We start from the raw sequence: 19,673 nt of genomic DNA, 5'->3' as shown, positions 1-19,673 counted from the left end.
GCTTCTTCAAGAACGACACCCACTCCATCGTCGTCAAAGCCCTCCAACTCCTCGCGGCGAGGGGCGAGGTTGACCCGAGTGCGCCGTCGTACGCCATCGATCGGTACAAACTGCTCGACGTGACTGCCGGCACCACCGGCGGTTCGGGGGGCGACTCCTAAACAGGTGCAAAAAAGAATCGGCGGTAGTGCTCCATGAGCACTACCGCCGATTTGTTGTCACGCTCCGAGCGAGCGGCGATCCACCACGAATCCTGTGGCGGCATTCTCCCTGACTGCGTTGATACCGGCCACAAGGGCCGCAATATCCGGGAACTTGGGCGACACTGCCACTACCGTTCCATCATCGGCCTTCAACCGGAAACGGAACGATTGCTCCCCAGCCGTCAAGATTTCGAAAATGCCAGACATAAACCCTCTTTCCACCGCGGATGCGTCATTGCATCCCCTTCGATGACCACTGACTCTCGTGAAGTCCCTAAGAGAATATCGGCCATGGGAGCCAGCCAGAAGGCCTACCCGCGGGTAATATTCAACCTTTTTCGGTAGACCTATATTGGAGTGCAAGGTGAACCTAGAGATCTCTCGAGGGCGCATGGATAGGGTGAACCCCATGAACGATTCCAGCCCCGCGCCCACCGTTGGTGTGCTGTTGGCCGGCGGCGCAGGGACACGCCTGGGCCTCGGCCCCAAGGCGCTGCTGCCCTTCCGCGGCCGCACCTTGGTTGAAGTGCTCGCCAAGACATTGCTCGACGGCGGATGCTCCAAGGTAGTCGTAGTGCTCGGTGCCGGAGCCGAGGATGTCCGTGGCGCTACGGAGCTGGACAAGTACCTCGTCGTCGACAACCCGGAGTGGGCGACCGGCATGGCCAGCTCGTTCCGCACCGGTATTGCGGCAGCTACACACGGCCACAATGTCATGGTGACTTTGGTGGACCAGCCTGGGGTGACCCCCGCCGTCGTCGCCAGGCTGTTAGCAGCGCACCAAGCCGGCCGGGTGACCGCGGCGGGATACCCGGAAGCCGCCTTCGACGGTGGCCACACAACAAAGCTAAGGCGCGGCCACCCCTTGATCATCGACGTCACGCTCCGTGCCGAGGTAGCAGAATCGGCCGTGGGCGACGCCGGAGCACGCCGTTTCCTCAAAGCGCACCCCGGGCTGGTGGACGTCGTCGACTGCAGCGACCTCGCCGACGGAGCCGATGTGGACACGAAGGACAAGCTGCACCTCCTCGGCGACTAGCCACCCCCAACTGACTCGCAATAGATGCCGTTATGAGGCTCGATAACGACATTAAATGCGAGTCAGTTGGGTGGGGGCGGAGGCGGCGGCGTCCTTCAGTGCCAGGTAGATTTTGTCCCGGGCGATAGGGAGCGCCGCGAACCTCACCCCGGTGGCGTTCCGGATGGCGTTGGCCAGCGCGGGCGCAACGGGGTTGAACGGGCTCTCGCTCATGGACTTCGCGCCGAGCGGCCCCATCTGGTCGTTCGTTTTCGCGAAGTAGACCTCGCTGCGTGGCACGTCCGCGAAGGAAGGGATGTGGTACTGCCGAAGGATGTCGGTGGTGACCTTGCCTGCGTCGTTCACGCGGACTTCCTCATACAGTGCGACACCCAGCGCCTGGGCGATTCCGCCTTCCACCTGGCCGCGGCATTGCCGTGGATTGACCACGACGCCGGCATCGGCCGCCTGGACGCTCTGCAGGATCCGCAGCTCCCCCGTGCCGGTGTTCACGGCCACCCGGAATCCGTGGACGTTGAAGGCAACCGAACGCGGAGTTCCGCCCCAACGCCCTTCGGCGGCGAGTTCCATGCCCTGCTGCCGCGCGGCGTCGTGCACCTCCGCTAGCGCCAAGACCCGCTCACAGCAACGCACCGCACCGTCCTCGAGCAGGCACTCCGCCTCCGAAACACCGGCAAACGCAGCAGCCACGGCCCGGATCCGCACTGCGAGCTCCTGCGCTGCGAGCAAGGTTGCCTGCCCGGCCACCACGGTTCCTGCGGAGCCGAACGCGCCGGTATCGTGCTCCACGAGGTCCGTATCGGACTGGCGCACGGCCACGTTCGACGCCGTGGTGGACAGGGCGGTCGCCGCCAGTTGGGCGTGGACCGTGGTGGTGCCGTTGCCGAACTCGGCCGTCCCGACGGCGGCGTCGAACGTACCGTCCGGCAGGAGCCTGAGGCGCGTGTGGGCGAAGTGGCCGCGGGGCGGAACGGTGTCGATCATGGACAGCGCGGAACCGACGCCCGTGACCCACTCCGGACCGAGATCGTCGAGCCCGGCGTCCCGGTAGCGTTGGCCGCCGCGTTCGAGGGCATCGCGGACCAGCGCCACGCATTGGTCCAGACCGTAACTGCCGTAGAAGACGTCCTCTTCCGGTTCCGGGTTCGTGGAGAGCATGTCGTCACCCGGCCGGACCATGTTCTTGAGCCGGAAGTCCAGGGGGTCCATGCCGATTCCGACAGCGAGCTCGTCCATGGCGGATTCGATCGCGAAAATCATCTGGCTCAGGCCGTAGCCACGGAAGGCGCCGGCCGGGACCGTGTTGGTGTAGACGGCCTGCGCATCCACTTTCTTGTTGGCACATTTGTAGACGGCCAAGGATTCGCCGCAACCGTGGAACATCACTCCAGGCGCGTGGTTTCCGTATGCACCAGTGTTGGTGACCACGTCCACCTGCATCGCGGTCAAGTGGCCGTCACTGCTCGTCCCGGCCTTGACTTTGATGGTGAAGGGGTGACGTGTGGTGGTGGCGGTAAATTGTTCGGTGCGCGTGAACTCCACTTGCACGGGCCGGCGGAGCCTGAGTGCCGCCATGGCCACGAGGTCCTCGGTGAGCACTTCCTGCTTGCCGCCGAACCCGCCGCCGACGCGCCCGGCCACGACGCGGATGCGGTCTTCGGGAAGATCGAACACGCGGGCAAGTGTCCGCCGGACCAGGAACGGGACCTGGCTGGAGGAACGCACCATGAGCCGGTCCTCCCCGGGGTTCTCGGAGGGTTCCACCCAGGCGATGGAGCAGTGCGTTTCCATCGCGACGTGCTGCACCCTCTGGGTCTGGTACGTGTTCTCATGGATGAAGTCGGCCGCGGCAAATCCGGCTTCGACGTTCCCCAGCTCGGAATGGACCTCCGCCACGACGTTGTTCTGCGGGCGGGAAATCCGGGCCGTTTCCCCGTCCTTCTCTCCGTGGATCGCTGGCGCACCGGGCAGCAACGCGTCCTGCGGCGAGAAGACAGCGTCCAGGAGTTCGTACTCCACCTTGATGGCCCGAGCCCCGGCTTCCGCTGCGCCCACCGATTCACCGACGACGGCGGCAACCCGCTGGCCGATGAAGCGCACCACGTTGTCGAGGACGCGGGTGTCGTCGGGATCGTCGGTGTAAAGCTCGTGCTGGGCCGTGGAGAACAACCGGTCCGGCGCGTCCTCATGCGTGAAAACCGCGACGACGCCGGGTATATGGAGGGCCGCCGTCGTATCGATGGAAACAATCCGGGCATGCGCGTGTGGCGAGCGCAGCAGCTTCAGATGGAGCAGTCCCGGGAGCTGTTCTGCCGGGACGTCGAGGGTGTAACGGGCAGTGCCGGTGACGACGGCGCGACCCGCGGGTGCGGGAACGTTGTCGCCGAGCTGGCCCGAACCCTTAGCTCCCGCGCCGGCCCGCGACGCGGCGTCGCCGTCGTGCCTGTGACTGCCGCACACGGCGTCCGCAATCGAGCGGTAGCCCGTGCAGCGGCACAGGTTTCCCTTGAGGTTTCGCGGGAGGTTGGCTTTCTGTTCCTCGTCGAAGGTGGCGGCGGTCATCATCATGCCGGCCGTGCAGAAACCGCACTGGAAGCCCTGGTTTTCCAGGAACTGCTCCTGCACGGGATGAAGCTCTTCCCCGTTCGACAACCCCTCGATGGTGGTGACCGAGTGCCCTTCGGCGCGGACGGCGGGGTAGATGCAACTGTGCACGGGTGTGCCGTCCACGTGGACGGTGCACGCGCCGCAGTCGCCGCCGTCGCACCCTTTCTTGACTCCGAAGTTGCCCTGTTCGCGCAGGAACGTCCGAAGGCACTGGCCCGGGCGGGGTGCGGCCTCGGTGGCGGTTCCGTTGATCTCGATTGCCATGCTCAGGCCTCCTTCTGTGCGAGTTGGGTGGATGGTTGCGGCGACGTGGCGTGCGGCGGCCAGAAATCGCCCGAGACGGTGAGCGGTCCGTCCGGAACCGGCTCGAGCAACTCCGCGCGGATCTCCTCAGAAAGGCGGAACGTCATGTCGCGGCGCCATTCCGGGAGCCCGTGGATGTCGTCGTGGTACAGCTCTGTAGGGATTGAATGCCCGACGGCGGCGGCCAGCCGCTCGGCGTCCGGCAACTCCGCGGCGGCGAACCGCAGCTGAACGGGCCGTTTGGTGGCGGCGGTGACGGTGAGGACAAAGCTGCCATCGGCGTCGAGCCTTCCGATCAGCAGGACCCCGGATCGCCCGAGGTTGCTGAGCGAGAGCCGGCGGAAGGCGACCTTCGCCCCCAAGGCCGACGCGGGCAGCTGGATGCTGCGCACGAGCTCGCCGGGTGCCAGGCAGTTTTTCCCGTCCCCTGTAACGAACTCGGCCACTGGAACCGTACGGCTGCTGCCGTGCCGGCCAAGGATGGCGGCCCTCGCATCCAGGCCTGCGCACAGCGAAATCATCGGCCCGGCGGGGAGGGCGGTGCACACATTGCCGCCAACGGTGGACATGTTCCACACCTTGAAGGAAGCCACGAAAGAGTCACAGCACGGCCGGAAAAGAGCCAGTCCCGGCCAGTTCCGGCCGGCCACAGCGTCAGACACCGGGAGCGCGTAGAGTTCGGCGACGGTGCAGGTGGCGGCCAGCTCAATGCCGGCGTCGCTCACGTTTACGGCCGGCCAGCCTGCTTGCCCTAGGTCAAGCAACCGCTTGAGCGGCTCCTCGCTGCCCACCGGGCTTCCGTAAGAAAACAGGACCGTGCCGCCGGCGAGCCAAGCATCGCCCTCGCGCCACTGGCCTGGATCCGTGGTGGCAACCACGGACTCGATGGTGTTCATGTCCATGGGTTCTCCTGGGTTTGTTCGGGGGTGTTGGTGCGGTGGATCGGTCCCGTTCCGTCCTTGAGCGAACCCCGGGCGGAGGCCGGCTGCGGAGCGCGGGACGCGAGGATTTCGGCGGTAATGGAAACGGCCACTTCGGCGGGAGTGACCGCGCCAAGATCCAGCCCGATCGGCGAATGCAGGCGCTCAAGGGCCGCGGCCGGGATGCCGTGAGCCAGCAGTCCATCAATCCGCTGCCGGTGGCTGCGCCTGGAACCCATGGCTCCCACATAGGCGAGATCCAAAGCGAGTGCAGTTTCCAGCAGGGGAATATCGAATTTGGGATCGTGGGTCAGCACGCAAACGACGGTGCGGGAATCGATCCGGCCGACGGCTGCTTCGGCGGCAAGGTAGCGGTGCGGCCAGTCCGTGACAAGGTGGTCGGCGGCGAGGAAACGGCCCTGGCTCGCAAAAGCGGGCCGCGCATCGCACAAGGTGACCTCGTAGCCCAGGAGTTTCCCGGCGGGGAGCAATGCCGCGCCGAAGTCGTTGGCGCCAAAGATGAGCATGCGAGCCGCGGGCAGGCGGCTTTCCACGAAGAGGGTGATGGGTTCGGTTTCCGGCCCGGAGCCCCCGCAGCCTTCGGCCGGGGCGAGCCGCACCATCCCTGCACGGCCTCCGCGGAGAAGCGGTTCAAGCTGCGCCGCGGCCGCGCGGATCACGGAGTCATCCCCGCCAAGAAGGTCCGAAAGTTCTTGTGAACCTGCGGCGGAAAAAGCTGCCGGATCGGGAACGACGACGGCGCCTCCCGCGGCGTCGAGCCTGCGGATGAGTGCCAGGGAGGAGCCGCCGAAAGCGTTGTTCAATGAAGCCAAGTCCAGGCCGCCGGCGCTTGTTGATTGGATTGGCTGGATATGGACTTCGAGCTCGCCGCCACACGTGAGCCCGACGGCGAACGCGTCCTCGGCACTGTAGCCGAACGACTCGAGGCGACTGCCGCCGTCGCGCATTGCTTGAAGGGCGGCCTCCACCACGGCGCCTTCCACGCAGCCTCCGGAGAGGCTGCCAAGCACGTCGCCCTGTTCGGAAACGAGCATGGACGTGCCGGGGGGCCGGGGCACGGAACCTCCCACGGCCACGATGGTGGCGACGGCGCATCGCTGCCCGGAGACCGCGGGTCGCCAGGTGCCCAGCGAGGGCATCAAATCCAGCATGGCAACACCTCCTTTACCGAGGTCCCGGACCGGAGACCCGCCCGGGGCAGTGTGCGATCTTGCCTCATATTCTCATTCCTTGCGTGTGTTCGGGGAAGCTTGGGTGCGTGATCACCCGTTTCGCGAAGAGGACCGGGGCGGGCCTCTCATTTCCCACCCCGGTCCTTAGCGGAGCGGCCGTACCCCACCGCCGCCCGCCGTCGTCGTCCGCACTATGCGGTTGGTGACGATCGGCGGACGCCTATTCATTGCGGTGACTTGCGGCCGGACCGCCGTCTCAATGGCCGGCTACGCTCCCATCAGCGCGCTGATCGGCCCGCGGGCAAAGTAGATCAGGAAGCCCACGGTCACCACCCACATGAGCGGGTGGACTTTGTTGCCCTTCCCCGATGCCGCGTGGATCACGGCCCAGGAGATGAACCCGACGCCGATGCCGTTGGCGATGGAGTAGGTCAGCGGCATGGTAACGATGGTCAGGAAGGCCGGCAGGGCCACGGAGAACTTGGAGAACTTGATCTCGCGGATCTGTGCCATCATCATGGCTCCCACTACCACCAAGGCTGCGGCTGCGACCTCGAGCGGAACCACGCTGGTGAGCGGGGTCAGGAACATCGACCCCAGGAACAGCAGGCCGGTGACCACCGACGCCAGGCCGGTACGGGCGCCTTCGCCAATGCCGGCAGCGGAGTCGATGTACACGGTGTTGGACGAACCCGACGTCGCGCCGCCGGCTACCGCGCCCAGGCCCTCGACAATGAAGGCCGACTTGAGCTTGGGGAACGTACCGTCCTTGTAAGCCACGCCAGCGCTCTTGGCGAGGCCGGTCATGGTGCCCATGGCGTCGAAGAAGTTGGTGAACACCAGGGTGAACACCAGCATCGTGGCCGCCAGGCCGCCGATCCTCGAGAACGAACCGAAGAGGTCGAAGTGGCCTACCAGGCTGAAGTCCGGGGCGGATACCAGTTGGCCGGACAGTACCGGGGTGTTGAGGTGCCAGCCACCGGGATTGGCGGCGCTGCCAGGTCCGATGTGCATGACGGCCTCGACAACGGCGGCGAGGACAGTGGTGGCGACGATTCCGATCAGGAGGCCGCCCTGGATCTTACGGGCCACGAGGATTCCCATGACCAGCAGACCGACAATGAAAATGAGGGTAGGTATAGAGGTGATGGAACCATCGTTGCCGAGCTGTACCGGCGGTCCGCCTTTTGTGGCGCGGACGAAGCCGGAATCGACGAAGCCGATGAAGGCGATGAACAGGCCGATGCCAACGGTGATGGCGGCCTTGAGTTCCTTGGGAACAGCCTTGAAGATCGCGGTCCGGGCGCCCGTGACGCCGAACAGGACAATCAGGATGCCGTTGATGACCACCAGGCCCATGGCTTCCGGCCAGGTGACTTCATGGATGACGGCGACTGCGAGGAACGAGTTGATTCCCAAGCCTGCGGCGAGCCCGAACGGCAGGTTCGCGATGAGGCCGAAGAGGACCGTCATGACACCGGCGGTCAGGCCGGTGACCGCCCCCACTTGGGCTGCGGACAACCATCCGCCAGCTACATCCGTGGGTGCGTTCTGGGCTGAGAATCCGCCCAGGATCAGGGGGTTGAGGATAACGATGTAGGCCATCGTGAAGAACGTGACGATGCCGCCGCGGAATTCGCGGGCCAGCGTGGAGCCACGCTTGGTGATCTGGAAGAAACGATCCAGGAAGGAGTTCGACGCCGGGGGCCTGGGGCTGCTGCCCCGCTGCGCCAGTCCGGTTGCCGTGTGCTTTTCGCGTGCTTCTGTCTGCCCTGCGCCGGAAGGCGCAGCCTGCTTTTCAGTTGCCGTTCGCATTTCTGCGGGGTCCAGGATTGTCATTTCAGCCACCGGGCCCTAGTAGTCAATCCTGGAGTCAAGCGTGTTCCAGGTGTTGAACGGTTCCAGGATGGCCGGGGCCTGGGGGTCGCCCAGTTCCAGCTTGCGGACCGGCATAAGCGTGTCCCGGTCTTCGTTCTCGAAGTATTCGTAGAAGACGGCGTCGTCGAAGCCGACGGATGCGGCGTCGTGCCGGTCTGCTGCGAAGACAACGTTGCCGATCCGGGCCCAGAGAGCCGAGGCCAGGCACATGGGGCATGGCTCGCAGCTCGTGTAGAGGGTGGCTCCGCTGAGATCGAAGGTGCCGAGCTCGCGGCAGGCGTTGCGGATGGCGGTGACCTCGGCGTGGGCCGTGGGGTCGTTGGTAGCGGTGACCCTGTTGACGCCTTCGAAGGCGCGGCCATCCGCGGTGACAATGACGGCGCCGAACGGCCCGCCGCTGTTGAGGACATTGGCTGTTGCCAGCTCAATGGAAGTGGCCAAGAAACGTTCGGCCGTGACGGTGGTACTCATGTGCGACTTCCTTAGTGCTGAGGAAGCCTGTAACCAGGGAGGCGTCTGGACATGACGGACCAGTGCTGCGATTACCAGGCTTCAGCATGTGCTTTTGAAGGTTTCGCCTGGTAGATAGCTTCCCGGAGTCCGGGTGCCCGCCTTTGGCAAATTGAGATTAGCACCGGAGATGTGAGCCGCGCCATAGTTTCTGGAAAAAAAGTTTCGAGATGTGAAATTCACGCTGAATGCCGGGCGTCGGGGCCGGTTCGGGCGCCGGTCACATTGACGCACTTCGGCGAGCGACCTACGCTGGGTGCCACCGGCAGGGTTGACCTCCGGAACCTGGATCAGCAGACAGGAACCACTGAGCTGGAACGCAATTACGCCGACCAGACAAGGATCCCCGTGTCCCCGAAATCCGATTTCCAGCCAGCAGCTCCAGCAAGGCCTGCACCTTCCCGGCTCTGGATCAAGAATCCCCTCGCAGTGTTCACCGCCAACGGGCTCGACGCCAGCGGCGGCATCGTGGTCAGCGACGGGAAAATCGCCGAGCTCGTCCCCGCCGGCGCACAGCCTTCCGCGCAATGCGATCAAACCTTCGACGCCAGCAGCCATGTCCTGCTACCCGGGCTCATCAACACGCATCACCATTTCTACCAAACCCTCACGCGGGCTTGGGGTCCGGTGGCCAACGCTCCCCTGTTCCCTTGGCTGCAGAACCTGTATCCCGTGTGGGCGCGGCTGACGCCGGACAGCCTCGAACTTGCCGTGAAGGTAGCACTCGCGGAACTCCTGCTTTCCGGCTGCACCACGGCAGCCGATCACCACTACCTCTTCCCCGCGGGACTTGAGGACGCGATCGATATCGAGGTCGGCGTCGTGCGTCAACTCGGGATGCGCGCCACCCTCACCCGAGGGTCCATGACGCTGGGCGAGGACGACGGCGGGCTGCCGCCGCGTTCCACTGTGCAGCGTCCGGAGGTGATCCTCGCGGACAGCGAACGGCTGATCGGGGAGTACCACGAACGTGGAGACGGAGCGGTCATCCAAATCGCGTTGGCCCCTTGCTCGCCGTTCTCCGTGACCAGGGAAATCATGGCCGAGAGCGCCGCCATGGCCGAACGGCTGGATGTCCGGCTCCACACACACCTCGCGGAAACCATCGACGAGGAAGATTTCTGCCGCGAGATGTTCGGGCTGCGCACGGTGGACTATCTGGACAGCGTCGGCTGGCTCGGAAAACGTACCTGGCTTGGCCACGGCATCCATTTCGACGACGACGAGATCGCCCGGCTGGGTGCCGCGGGCACCGCCGTCGCACACTGCCCGACGTCGAACATGAGGCTCGCGTCCGGCACCGCACGGGTGCTGGAACTTGAGGCGGCCGGAGTTCCGGTGGGGCTGGGAGTGGACGGTTCGGCTTCGAACGATGCCTCCAACATGATCCTCGAAGCGCGGCAGGCGCTGTATCTGCAGCGGCTGCGCTACGGCGCGGACGTCCCTGTGGAACGCGCCCTCGGCTGGGCGACGCGAGGATCCGCTGCGGTGCTGGGCCGCACGGACATCGGGCAGATCGCTCCCGGGATGCAGGCCGACCTAGCCTTGTTCACGCTTGACGAGCTGCGCTTCTCCGGCAGCCACGATCCCATCGCGGCCTTGTTGCTCTGCGCGGCCGACCGCGCCGACCGCGTCATGGTGGCCGGTAAGTGGCGCGTTGTGGACGGTCGGATCCCCGATCTGGACATCCCGGAACTTATTGCCAAACATTCAGCCGCCGCACAGAAAATCGTCAGGGGTTAGGAGTAGCCTCTCGATTAGGTCGTAGATCAGGAGGCACATCATGACCGTCCCCCAGCACAACACGCCGACTCCTCCAGGTTGGTACCCGGATCCCTCGGGCTCCGGGCAACTACGGTGGTGGGACGGCAACGCTTGGACCGGAAACGCGTGGAACCCACCGGGCCAGGCCGGCGCTGGTCAGCCCGCCGCGGCGTGGCCCGAGGCCGCGCGGCCAGGGCCATACGGCGGTCCGGGGCAGTACGGGGGGCCTCCGCAATACGCGGGACCGGTCCAGCCCGCACCGCGCCCGGAAATCAGCAAGCAGACCCCGGTCTACAACCCATTCATCTGGCTCGTCACCCTGTTGCCGGTGATCACCCTGATCATCCTGCTGCTCTGGAATCCGGTCTTCCACCTGCGGTATGTCGGCGCCAGGCGCGTACCCACCCTCGACCCCAGCGCATTCAGCGTTCCATATTTCCTGCTCATCGTTTCGGGCTGGCTGATCTACGGGGTCAGTGTTCTGCTGTCCTACCTCGACTGGCAAAAGCTGCAAAGGGACGGGGTGGTCCGCCCCTTCCACTGGGCATGGGCATTCCTGGGCGCCGGAGTCTACGTGGTGGGCCGCTCCGTGATTGTCCACAAGGTCGCTCCGCAGCGCGGACTCGCGCCGGTTTGGGTACTGATTGGCCTGGTGGCTGTGAGCTTCATCCTGGTGGCCGTCAAAGCGAGCATGATCGTTTCGACCATCGCCAAGGCCCTGCCAATGTAGGCTCCGGGCGAAATATCTGTCCCACGGCACAAAGCGGCGGGCGGCACCACCCCCGAAGGGAGGGTTCAGTGCCGCCCGCCTTTTTGCTCTGTTGCGCAGAGTCCCTCATCCCCAGGGGCAGGAGCCCTAGGAACGCTGCCGGCCGAATACGGGAAGGGCACGCAGCCAGCGGGAGAAAGTCCCGGGCGTGCGGTCACAGTCGGCCGGAATGTAGAAGTCAGGATCCGTGGCGCCGAACGGCAGGTACAGTTCCTGGCCGGGCGCGGGGAATTCCACGACGTTGTTCTTATCCTGCGAGTCCATCTGTCCTCCTATTTCATGCGCTCAAGTTCTCCGTGGCGATGCGGTTGAAGCTTTTGAGTACTTTCCACATCTTGGAAAACATTTTTTGTTATATGGAAATGGTAGAGGGGATTCCCGAACCGCGTCAAGGGGTGCCCGCGGGGCCACGCCCCCGCCGCCAGCCGCCGTCGGTCACAATCGGAAAGTAGATAACGATTCTCCGGAAGTGATGTACACCACTGGCAAACGTGGGCTACGCTTTCTTCAATTCGTGGCGCAGGTCACGTAACCTGGGAGCAGCAGGCAGGGTCGTAATGAGCTGGCATCAACGGATGCCGGCTCTTTTTTGTTGGGTCGGCTCCACCAGAAACGCGTACGAAACACGCGCTTAATTTCATTGGTGGACCTTAGGGGTTCCACCTCATAGAAGTTGGGATATGACCATGAGCAACAAGATCGTCCTCGGCGACAACCAGTACGGCAAGGCTGAAGTCCGCGTCGTCAAAGTCACCCGCGACACCGACCGCCACCAGATCGAAGACCTTAACGTCACCTCGCAATTGCGTGGCGACTTCCAGGCTGCGCACCTCCAAGGCGACAACGCACACGTCGTCGCCACGGACACCCAGAAGAACACCATCTACGCTTTTGCCCGCGACGGCATCGGCTCCCCCGAGGCCTTCCTCCTGCGCCTGAGCGAACACTTCACCTCGGGCTTCGAGTGGGTCACGGGCGGCCGCTGGGAAGCCGAGGCCTACACCTGGGACCGCATCCAGGCACACGGCTCCGAACACGACCACAGCTTTGTCCGCAAGGGGCAGGAAGTCCGCACCGCCGTCGTGGTCCGCGAAGGCAATACGACGCACGTCATTTCCGGCCTCAAGGACCTGACCGTCCTCAAGACCACGCAGTCCGGCTTCGTGGGCTACCCCCGCGACCGGTACACCACGCTGCCCGAGACCACGGACCGCATCCTCGCCACCGACGTCTCGGCACGCTGGCGCTACAACACCGGGCTCGACGCTGCCGGGACCGACTTCAACAAGAGCTACGAGGACATCAAGGCCCTGCTCTTGGAAGGCTTCACGGAGAACTACTCCCACGCCCTGCAGCAGACCCTGTTCGACATGGGCAAGAAGGTCCTCGAGGCCCACAGCGAAGTGGACGAGATCAAGTTCTCGATGCCCAACAAGCACCACTTCCTGGTGGACCTCAGCCCGTTCGGCCTCGACAACCCCAACGAGGTCTTCTTCGCGGCTGACCGCCCGTACGGCCTCATCGAGGCCACGGTCCAGCGCGACAACACCACGCCTGCCCCGGCTGCGTGGAACGGAATCGCCGGCTTCTGCTAAGCCCCCAGGTACCCGCCCAACTGACTCGCAGTAAGTGTCGTTTTGGAGCCTCAAAACGACATCAAATGCGAGTCAGTTGGGCAACCATACCCAAAACCACATTGTTAGCCAGACAAAGTTAGCCAGACAAAGACGTCTGCCATGAACCAAGAAAGTCTGCCATGAACACCAAGAAGAAAACCCGCCCCGCAGAGTCCGGGCCGGCCCGCCCCGAGGACCAGCGCCTCTCGATCGGGAGCACATTCGCCTACGGCTTCCAGCACGTCTTGACCATGTACGGCGGAATCATCGCACCGCCGCTCATCATCGGAGCCGCCGCGGGCATGTCCTCTCAGGACATCGGCCTCCTGATCGCGGCCTGCTTGTTTGTCGGCGGCCTCGCCACCATCCTTCAGACCGTCGGCATCCCGTTCTTCGGCTCGCAACTGCCGCTGGTCCAGGGCGTATCCTTCGCCGGCGTTTCCACCATGGTGGCGATCGTCCACGGAGGCGGCGGAATCCAGGCGGTGTTTGGTTCGGTCATTGTGGCGTCCTTGATCGGCCTGGCGATCACTCCCCTCTTCTCCAAGATCATCAAGTTCTTCCCGCCTGTGGTCACGGGTACCGTCATTACGACGATCGGGCTGACCCTCATGCCCGTCGCAGCCAACTGGGCCATGGGCGGCAACAGCGCCGCACCCAACTACGGCAGCATGGCGAACATCGGTCTCGCCGCCGCGACGATGGGCATCGTCCTGCTCCTCAGCAAGATCGGCAACGCGGCCATCTCCCGACTTTCCATCCTCCTTGCGATGGCTATCGGTACCGTCATCGCCCTCGCCACGGGAATGGCCGATTTCTCCAAGGTCGGCCAGGGTCCGATCGTTGCCTTCCCCACTCCATTCGCCTTCGGTGCTCCCACGTTCGAAATCGCGTCCATTGTTTCGATGCTGATCGTCATCCTGGTCACCCTGACCGAGACCTCCGCGGACATCATCGCTGTTGGAGAAATCGTGGGCACCAAGGTCGACTCCAAGCGCATCGGCAACGGATTGCGTGCGGACATGCTCTCAAGCGCCGTCTCACCTCTCTTCAACTCCTTCACCCAGAGCGCCTTCGCCCAGAACGTCGGCCTCGTGGCCATCACCGGAATCAAGAGCCGCTTCGTGGTCAGTGCCGGCGGACTCATCCTGGTGGTTCTCGGCGTGCTTCCCGTCCTCGGCCGAGTGGTCGCAGCGGTTCCGACGCCCGTCCTGGGCGGCGCCGGCGTCGTACTCTTTGGAACTGTGGCCGCCAGCGGCATCCGGACGCTCTCCAAGGTGGAGTACCGCAACAACATGAACCTGATCATCGTGGCTGCGTCCATCGGCTTCGGGATGATCCCGATCGCGGCCCCGAAGTTCTACGACCAGTTCCCATCCTGGTTCTCCACGATCTTCCACTCGGGCATCAGCTCGGCCGCCATCATGGCCATCCTGCTGAACGTGCTCTTCAACCACTTCAAGGCCGGCAACTCGGACAACCAGTCGGTGTTCGTGGCGGGCACGGGACGCGTGGTCACCGAATCGGATATTGCTTGCCTTGCGAACGGCGATCGTTTCGAGAACGGCAAGCTGATCGACGCCGAGGGCAAGGAAGTGCCGCTCAAGTCGAGCACCGCCGCCGAACACTGACGGGCCTTAAGCGCCTTTCTGCGCCGAACTGGCAGGTGTTGCCCCTCTTCCTCAAGAAGGGCAGCACCTGCCATTTCGCGATAGTTACTGATCCGCGTGAGACGGTTGTTTCATGAGGATCGATGAGCGAATCGAACAACACTACTCGGAGCTTGGGCCGCAGGAACAAAAGGCCGCGGATACCCTGCTGGACCGCTTGGGCGACCTTGCGGTCTACAACGCGGCCGAGCTCGCCCAGCTAAGCGGCGTTTCCAAGGCCACCATGAGCAGGCTCTTCCGCCGGCTGGGATTCGCCGATTTCAATGAGGTCAAGGAACACACCCGGAGCCTGAGGTCCAGCGGAGTGCCGCTCGCCAGGCAAGAGGGCGACGGCGGGCTCCCCCTGCATTTGGCACAGGAACAGCAGAACCTGGACCGCCTTTTCGACACGCTCGACGACGATCGCCTCCTCAATGTTGCACAACAACTGGCTGAGGCCCGGAATGTCCTGCTGATCGGTTTCCGCAACAGTTTCCCCGTAGCCCTCCACTTACGGCAGCAGCTTCTACAATGCCGTTCATCGGTAAGCCTGGCCCCTCAGCCAGGCCAGAGCGTGGGCGAGGAGCTGGCAGGACTGGACGGGAACGACGTCGTGGTCCTGCTTGGCTTCCGGCGCAGGCCGGACCGTTTCCAGCATGTCCTGAAGGCCGCCACCTCCACCGGCGCGAGCACCATCCTGATCGGAGACCCCAGCGCCCGCTGGCTTGCGTCCGATGCCTCCCTCTGGATCGAATGCCCGGTGGAGGGCAGCGGAGCCTTCGACAGCTACGCGTCGGCCATGAGCCTCATGAGCGTCATCGCTAATGGGGTGTTGGCGGCGAAGGGCCGCTCGGGAAGGGATCGCGTCCGGGAAATCACCGGGGTGTTCGACGCACTGGAAGAGATCGAGCGACGGTAGTCCGACGGCGGCCATCCTCGGCTCGCTCGCCGTGCACCCGGCGCCAAGCGTAAAGAAGAGTTAGCTGCCCGGAAACGGTCCTGAAACATCTGTTCCATTGAATTGAATCAGTGAAACGACTGCCCCTGTCGTGGAAAACCCTGATTCGAGGAACTGATGGCCGAAGCACAACTCGCCCCAGAGCAAACCGGCACAGAGCAAACCGGCGCGCCGGGCACCCTGCTGGGCAGCCCGGCCGACGACGCCGCGGCGCTCCGCGATCCGCGGCTCAGCAATGAAGACCTCGCACCCCTGAAGAGCCAGCGCTGGAGCAGCTACAACCTGTTCGCCTTCTGGATGTCAGATGTCCACAGCATCGGCGGCTATGTGACGGCGGGCAGTCTTTTTGCCCTCGGCCTGGCCAGCTGGCAAGTGTTGGTGGCACTGCTGGTGGGCATCGTGATTGTCCAGGCTTTCTGCAACCTCGTGGCAAAGCCAAGCCAGAAGACCGGCGTGCCGTACCCCGTGATCAACCGGGCGGTCTTCGGCGTCAAGGGCGCCAACATCCCCGCCATCATCCGCGGGCTCATCGCTGTTGCCTGGTACGGGGTGCAGACCTTCCTGGCATCGGAAGCACTGGTGATCGTGTTCCTGAAGTTCTTCCCGGCCATGAAACCGTTGTACGACGTCCACCAGTACGGATTCCTCGGGCTTTCCGCCCTGGGTTGGATTTGCTACGGAATCCTCTGGGTAGCCCAGGCCGCGTTGTTCTGGAACGGGATGGAAAGCATCCGCAAGTTCATCGACTTCGCCGGACCGGCCGTCTACGTTGTCATGTTGGTTCTTGCCATCTACTTGGTATCCAAGGCCGGCATCAGCAACATCAGCCTCAACCTCTCCGCGGGCGAACCGCTCGACTTCGCGGCCTCCATCCCGGTCATGATCTCCGCGATCGCCTTGGTGGTGTCCTATTTCTCCGGCCCCATGCTCAACTTCGGCGACTTCGCGCGTTACGGAAAGAGCTTCAAGGCCGTCAAGAAGGGCAATCTCCTGGGCCTGCCCGTCAACTTCCTGTTCTTCTCGCTGCTCACGGTCATCACGGCGTCGGCCACCATCCCGGTCTTCGGGCACCTCATCACGGACCCGGTCAAGACCGTGCAGGAAATCGATTCGGTGTTCGCGGTGCTGCTCGGCGGACTGACCTTTGTCATCGCGACCGTGGGCATCAACATCGTGGCCAACTTCATCTCGCCGGCGTTCGATTTCTCCAACGTGAGCCCGCAGAAGATCAGTTGGCGCATGGGTGGCATGATCGCCGCGGGCGGATCCGTCGTCCTGACCCCGTGGAACTGGTACTCGAACGACGACGCCATCCACTACACCCTCGGGGTTCTGGGGGCGCTGATCGGCCCGCTCTTCGGCATCCTCATCGCCGGCTACTACCTCGTGGGAAAGCAGAAGGTATGGGTTGAGGACATGTACACCATGAAGCCCAGCGGCAAGTACTGGTTCCGCAACGGCTACAACCCGAACGCGGTGAAGGCAGTCGCCATCAGCGGTGTGGTGTCGATCGCCTCGGTCCTGGTCCCCAAAGCGCTCCTTGACTCTGGTGCCACCACGGTCAACGCCACGTGGATCGGCAACTACAGCTGGTTCCTCGGTTGCGCCTTGGGCCTGCTGACCTTCTGGTACTTCGAGCGGCACTCACCGATGATCAACTTGGAGCCTAACGGCGTCGAAGCGAACGACGGCGCTCTCGCCTGAGCGCCCGCCCCTCCCCACGGAACGGACCCGCCGGACGCTCGCTCACCTATGGGGCCAAATACCAGGACGCTCGCTCACCTCGTGAGCGAGCGTCGGCCCGAAACACGACATAGGTGAGCGAGCGTCCACCGGAAACACGACCTAGGTGAGCGAGCGTCCACCGAAAACCCGACACAAGTGAGCGAGCGTCGGAACGGATTAGTTCTGGTTCAGCTCGGCCGAAATCGCGAGGGCGGCCTCGCGCAGCAACGGCACGGCACGGTCGGCAAAGTGCTGGTCCACGCGGGACACCGGTCCGGAAACGGAAATAGCGGTCGGCGTCGGAGCGTTGGGGACGGCCATCGCGAAGCAACGAACGCCGATCTCCTGCTCTTCCTCGTCGATCGAGTAGCCGCGTTCACGGATCCGGTTCAAATCGGCGAGCAGGGAGTCGATGTCCCCGATGCTCTTTGCCGTGGGAGTCGGCATACCCGTGCGGGCTACGATGCCGCGGACCACTTCGTCATCCAGCTGCGCCAGGATGGCCTTTCCGACGCCGGTGTCATGCGTGTGGGCGCGGCGGCCCACCTCGGTGAACATGCGCATGGAGTGCAGTGACGGAACCTGGGCAACGTAGATGACCATGTCGGAATCCAGCACGGCCATGTTGGATGTTTCGCCGAGCCGGTCCACGAGGGACTTCAACTGGGGACGGGCAAGGGCTCCGAGTTGCTTGTTGGCGCCTTCGCCAAGCCGGATGAGCCGGGGGCCCAGTGCGTAGCGACGATTGGGCAGTTGCCGGATGTAGCCGAGGGACACCAACGTGCGCAGCAGGCGGTGGATGGTGGGGAGGGGCAGGTCTGTCGACGACGACAGTTCGCTCAACGTGACGTCTCCGCCGGCGTCGGTGATGAGTTCCAGCAGTTCGAAGACGCGCTCGACGGACTGCACGCCTCCCGAGGGCTTTTCAGCCATTCCGTTGTCTCCTATGGCTCGGAATCCGACAACTCTTATCCGCATCGTGAAAAGAATTGCTTAGAACACTCAAGATACAGCACGCGACGCCGGAATGCTCGCCTGCCGATCAGGGCTTGTGTTTCCACTTTGTAGATAATAATATCCATAATACGAAAATATTCGGTTTGAGCGGAGGCCCGCTACGGGCCTGTACGAGGAGGAAATTCAATGGCGAACCCGAGCCCCGGAAATTCGATCACCCTGCGCGTCGCCGCGCCGTCGAGCTTCACTGCCACGAGCGAGCTGGCCGCAGCCGTCGCCGCTGCCGGTGCGGCCGTCACCGCGCTGGATGTGACCGAGTCGCACCACGACACCCTGGTTGTTGACGTCACCTGCAACACAACGGACGAAGACCACGCCAACCGCGTCAAGGACGCCCTCAACGCGCTCGACGGCGTCACGGTCCAGCACGTCTCGGACCGCACCTTCCTCATGCACCTGGGCGGCAAGCTCGAGGTCGTCCCGAAGGTGGCCCTGCGCAACCGCGACGACCTTTCACGCGCCTATACTCCCGGCGTCGCACGCGTCTGCCTCGCCATCGCCGAGGACCCGGCAGCTGCCCGCAACCTGACGGTCAAGCGGAACACCATCGCCGTCCTCACCGACGGTTCGGCCGTCCTTGGCCTGGGCAACATCGGCCCGGCCGCGGCACTGCCTGTCATGGAAGGCAAGGCCGCGCTGTTCAAGCAGTTCGCCAACGTCGACGCCTGGCCGGTCTGCCTGGACACCCAGGACACTGAAGAAATCATCATGATCGCCAAGGCCATGGCTCCGGTCTACGGCGGCATCAACCTTGAAGACATCGCAGCCCCGCGCTGCTTCGAAATCGAGAAGCGGCTCCGCGACGAGCTGGACATCCCGGTCTTCCACGACGACCAGCACGGAACGGCAATTGTCACCCTCGCGGCCCTCGTCAACGCGTTGCGCGTGGTGGACAAGAAGCTGTCCGAGGTCAAGATCGTTGTCTCCGGCGTCGGCGCCGCCGGCTCTGCGATCATCCAGCTCCTCAAGGCGCAGGGCGCGCAGCACATTGTCGCCGCCGGCCGCTCCGGCGCCATCCACTCGGGCGAAAAGTACGACGACGAGCACCGTTCCTGGATTGCCGCGAACACCAACGAGGCAGGCTTCTCCGGCACGCTGCACGAAGCCCTCAAGGGTGCCGACGTGTTCATCGGCGTCAGCGCTCCCCACGTGATCGGTGAAGAGCAGGTCGCCTCGATGGCCGAGAACGCGATCGTGTTCGCCATGGCCAACCCCACCCCGGAAATCGACCCGGTGATCGCTTCCAAGCACGCCGCTGTGGTCGCCACCGGCCGGAGCGACTTCCCGAACCAGATCAACAACGTGCTGGCATTCCCGGGCTTCTTCCGCGGACTCCTCGACGCCGGAGCATCGGACATCATCCCGGAAATGCTCGTGGCCGCCGCAGAGGCTATCGCCAAGCGGGTTGCAGATGATGAACTGAATGCGAGCTACATTATCCCCAGCGTCTTCGACCCCCACGTTGCCGCCGACGTCGCCGCAGCCGTAGCAAACGCAGCAAACGCAGCCCGCTAGAGCGCTC

The 19,673-nt window shown here is 64.1% G+C and carries 16 protein-coding genes; 8 read left to right on the top strand and 8 right to left on the bottom strand.

What is annotated here, in order from left to right; genetic code table 11:
* Positions 1 to 218: 218 nt before the first annotated feature.
* Positions 219 to 410 (bottom strand): YegP family protein, encoded by a 192-nt coding sequence (locus tag QRN52_RS15315; RefSeq protein WP_234753445.1) that lies wholly within the window; start codon positions 408 to 410, stop codon positions 219 to 221.
* A gap of 202 nt (positions 411 to 612) precedes the next feature.
* On the opposite strand from QRN52_RS15315, the gene nboR reads away from it, so the two are divergent.
* Complete coding sequence (gene nboR / locus QRN52_RS15310; protein WP_284753754.1) at positions 613 to 1,242, top strand: nicotine blue oxidoreductase; 630 nt, start codon at positions 613 to 615, stop codon at positions 1,240 to 1,242.
* A gap of 51 nt (positions 1,243 to 1,293) precedes the next feature.
* Here the strand turns inward: nboR and QRN52_RS15305 are convergent, their stop codons facing one another.
* From QRN52_RS15305 to QRN52_RS15285, 5 genes are all read right to left on the bottom strand, one after another.
* Complete coding sequence (locus QRN52_RS15305) at positions 1,294 to 4,113, bottom strand: molybdopterin-dependent oxidoreductase (RefSeq protein WP_284753753.1); 2,820 nt, start codon at positions 4,111 to 4,113, stop codon at positions 1,294 to 1,296.
* Between the two features lie 2 nt (positions 4,114 to 4,115).
* Positions 4,116 to 5,054 carry an FAD binding domain-containing protein gene (locus tag QRN52_RS15300; protein WP_284753751.1) on the bottom strand — a complete coding sequence of 313 codons (939 nt, stop codon included), beginning with the start codon at positions 5,052 to 5,054 and terminating at the stop codon, positions 4,116 to 4,118.
* The gene (locus tag QRN52_RS15295; RefSeq protein WP_284753750.1) at positions 5,045 to 6,244 is read right to left on the bottom strand and encodes an XdhC family protein; all 1,200 of its coding nucleotides are present in this window, start codon (positions 6,242 to 6,244) and stop codon (positions 5,045 to 5,047) included. Before QRN52_RS15295 ends, QRN52_RS15300 begins: the two co-directional genes overlap by 10 nt.
* A 288-nt stretch (positions 6,245 to 6,532) precedes the next feature.
* Positions 6,533 to 8,104 carry an NCS2 family permease gene (locus QRN52_RS15290; RefSeq protein ID WP_390282585.1) on the bottom strand — a complete coding sequence of 524 codons (1,572 nt, stop codon included), beginning with the start codon at positions 8,102 to 8,104 and terminating at the stop codon, positions 6,533 to 6,535.
* A gap of 15 nt (positions 8,105 to 8,119) precedes the next feature.
* Entirely contained in the window at positions 8,120 to 8,614 is a 495-nt protein-coding gene (locus QRN52_RS15285) for a nucleoside deaminase (protein ID WP_284753747.1), read from the bottom strand.
* Positions 8,615 to 9,001: 387 nt separating this feature from the next.
* Here QRN52_RS15285 and QRN52_RS15280 point away from each other — a divergent pair, with 387 nt between their 5' ends.
* Both QRN52_RS15280 and QRN52_RS15275 read left to right on the top strand, forming a co-directional pair.
* Positions 9,002 to 10,396 carry an 8-oxoguanine deaminase gene (locus QRN52_RS15280; RefSeq protein WP_284753745.1) on the top strand — a complete coding sequence of 465 codons (1,395 nt, stop codon included), beginning with the start codon at positions 9,002 to 9,004 and terminating at the stop codon, positions 10,394 to 10,396.
* A 40-nt stretch (positions 10,397 to 10,436) separates the two neighbouring features.
* On the top strand, positions 10,437 to 11,147 hold the full coding sequence (locus QRN52_RS15275) for a DUF2510 domain-containing protein (RefSeq protein ID WP_284753744.1): 711 nt from the start codon (positions 10,437 to 10,439) through the stop codon (positions 11,145 to 11,147).
* 126 nt (positions 11,148 to 11,273) lie between these two features.
* Here QRN52_RS15275 and QRN52_RS15270 read toward each other — a convergent pair whose 3' ends face one another.
* Positions 11,274 to 11,450, bottom strand: coding sequence for a hypothetical protein (locus QRN52_RS15270; protein WP_172465634.1), 177 nt, complete (start codon positions 11,448 to 11,450; stop codon positions 11,274 to 11,276).
* A 416-nt stretch (positions 11,451 to 11,866) separates the two neighbouring features.
* Here QRN52_RS15270 and pucL point away from each other — a divergent pair, with 416 nt between their 5' ends.
* The 4 genes from pucL (at position 11,867) to QRN52_RS15250 (ending at position 17,113) form a co-directional block, all read left to right on the top strand.
* Entirely contained in the window at positions 11,867 to 12,781 is a 915-nt protein-coding gene (pucL, locus tag QRN52_RS15265; protein WP_172465633.1) for a factor-independent urate hydroxylase, read from the top strand.
* A 161-nt stretch (positions 12,782 to 12,942) separates the two neighbouring features.
* A complete protein-coding gene (locus QRN52_RS15260; protein WP_284753742.1) occupies positions 12,943 to 14,433 on the top strand; it encodes a nucleobase:cation symporter-2 family protein in 1,491 nt (496 codons plus the stop codon).
* A gap of 112 nt (positions 14,434 to 14,545) precedes the next feature.
* Positions 14,546 to 15,370, top strand: coding sequence for a MurR/RpiR family transcriptional regulator (locus QRN52_RS15255; protein ID WP_284753741.1), 825 nt, complete (start codon positions 14,546 to 14,548; stop codon positions 15,368 to 15,370).
* A gap of 156 nt (positions 15,371 to 15,526) precedes the next feature.
* Complete coding sequence (locus tag QRN52_RS15250; RefSeq protein WP_284753740.1) at positions 15,527 to 17,113, top strand: NCS1 family nucleobase:cation symporter-1; 1,587 nt, start codon at positions 15,527 to 15,529, stop codon at positions 17,111 to 17,113.
* Between the two features lie 198 nt (positions 17,114 to 17,311).
* Here the strand turns inward: QRN52_RS15250 and QRN52_RS15245 are convergent, their stop codons facing one another.
* The gene (locus QRN52_RS15245; RefSeq protein WP_059389461.1) at positions 17,312 to 18,067 is read right to left on the bottom strand and encodes an IclR family transcriptional regulator; all 756 of its coding nucleotides are present in this window, start codon (positions 18,065 to 18,067) and stop codon (positions 17,312 to 17,314) included.
* Positions 18,068 to 18,277: 210 nt separating this feature from the next.
* On the opposite strand from QRN52_RS15245, the gene QRN52_RS15240 reads away from it, so the two are divergent.
* A complete protein-coding gene (locus tag QRN52_RS15240) occupies positions 18,278 to 19,666 on the top strand; it encodes an NAD-dependent malic enzyme (protein WP_284753739.1) in 1,389 nt (462 codons plus the stop codon).
* Positions 19,667 to 19,673 lie beyond the last annotated feature (7 nt).

This window comes from Arthrobacter sp. efr-133-R2A-120 (assembly GCF_030209835.1).
In the GTDB taxonomy this organism is placed as follows: Bacteria; Actinomycetota; Actinomycetes; order Actinomycetales; family Micrococcaceae; genus Arthrobacter.
The sequence above is the reverse complement of the archived record's forward strand: the minus strand, read 5'-3'. Positions and strand labels throughout refer to the sequence as shown.

Coding starts and splice junctions, on each gene's coding strand:
- QRN52_RS15315 (WP_234753445.1), bottom strand. CDS start 410: ATGTCTGGCATTTTCGAAATCTTGACGGCTGGGGAGCAATCGTTCCGT.
- QRN52_RS15260 (WP_284753742.1), top strand. CDS start 12,943: ATGAACACCAAGAAGAAAACCCGCCCCGCAGAGTCCGGGCCGGCCCGC.
- nboR (WP_284753754.1), top strand. CDS start 613: ATGAACGATTCCAGCCCCGCGCCCACCGTTGGTGTGCTGTTGGCCGGC.
- pucL (WP_172465633.1), top strand. CDS start 11,867: ATGACCATGAGCAACAAGATCGTCCTCGGCGACAACCAGTACGGCAAG.
- QRN52_RS15250 (WP_284753740.1), top strand. CDS start 15,527: ATGGCCGAAGCACAACTCGCCCCAGAGCAAACCGGCACAGAGCAAACC.
- QRN52_RS15290 (WP_390282585.1), bottom strand. CDS start 8,104: ATGACAATCCTGGACCCCGCAGAAATGCGAACGGCAACTGAAAAGCAG.
- QRN52_RS15240 (WP_284753739.1), top strand. CDS start 18,278: ATGGCGAACCCGAGCCCCGGAAATTCGATCACCCTGCGCGTCGCCGCG.
- QRN52_RS15305 (WP_284753753.1), bottom strand. CDS start 4,113: ATGGCAATCGAGATCAACGGAACCGCCACCGAGGCCGCACCCCGCCCG.
- QRN52_RS15245 (WP_059389461.1), bottom strand. CDS start 18,067: ATGGCTGAAAAGCCCTCGGGAGGCGTGCAGTCCGTCGAGCGCGTCTTC.
- QRN52_RS15275 (WP_284753744.1), top strand. CDS start 10,437: ATGACCGTCCCCCAGCACAACACGCCGACTCCTCCAGGTTGGTACCCG.
- QRN52_RS15270 (WP_172465634.1), bottom strand. CDS start 11,450: ATGGACTCGCAGGATAAGAACAACGTCGTGGAATTCCCCGCGCCCGGC.
- QRN52_RS15285 (WP_284753747.1), bottom strand. CDS start 8,614: ATGAGTACCACCGTCACGGCCGAACGTTTCTTGGCCACTTCCATTGAG.
- QRN52_RS15295 (WP_284753750.1), bottom strand. CDS start 6,244: ATGCTGGATTTGATGCCCTCGCTGGGCACCTGGCGACCCGCGGTCTCC.
- QRN52_RS15255 (WP_284753741.1), top strand. CDS start 14,546: ATGAGGATCGATGAGCGAATCGAACAACACTACTCGGAGCTTGGGCCG.
- QRN52_RS15300 (WP_284753751.1), bottom strand. CDS start 5,054: ATGGACATGAACACCATCGAGTCCGTGGTTGCCACCACGGATCCAGGC.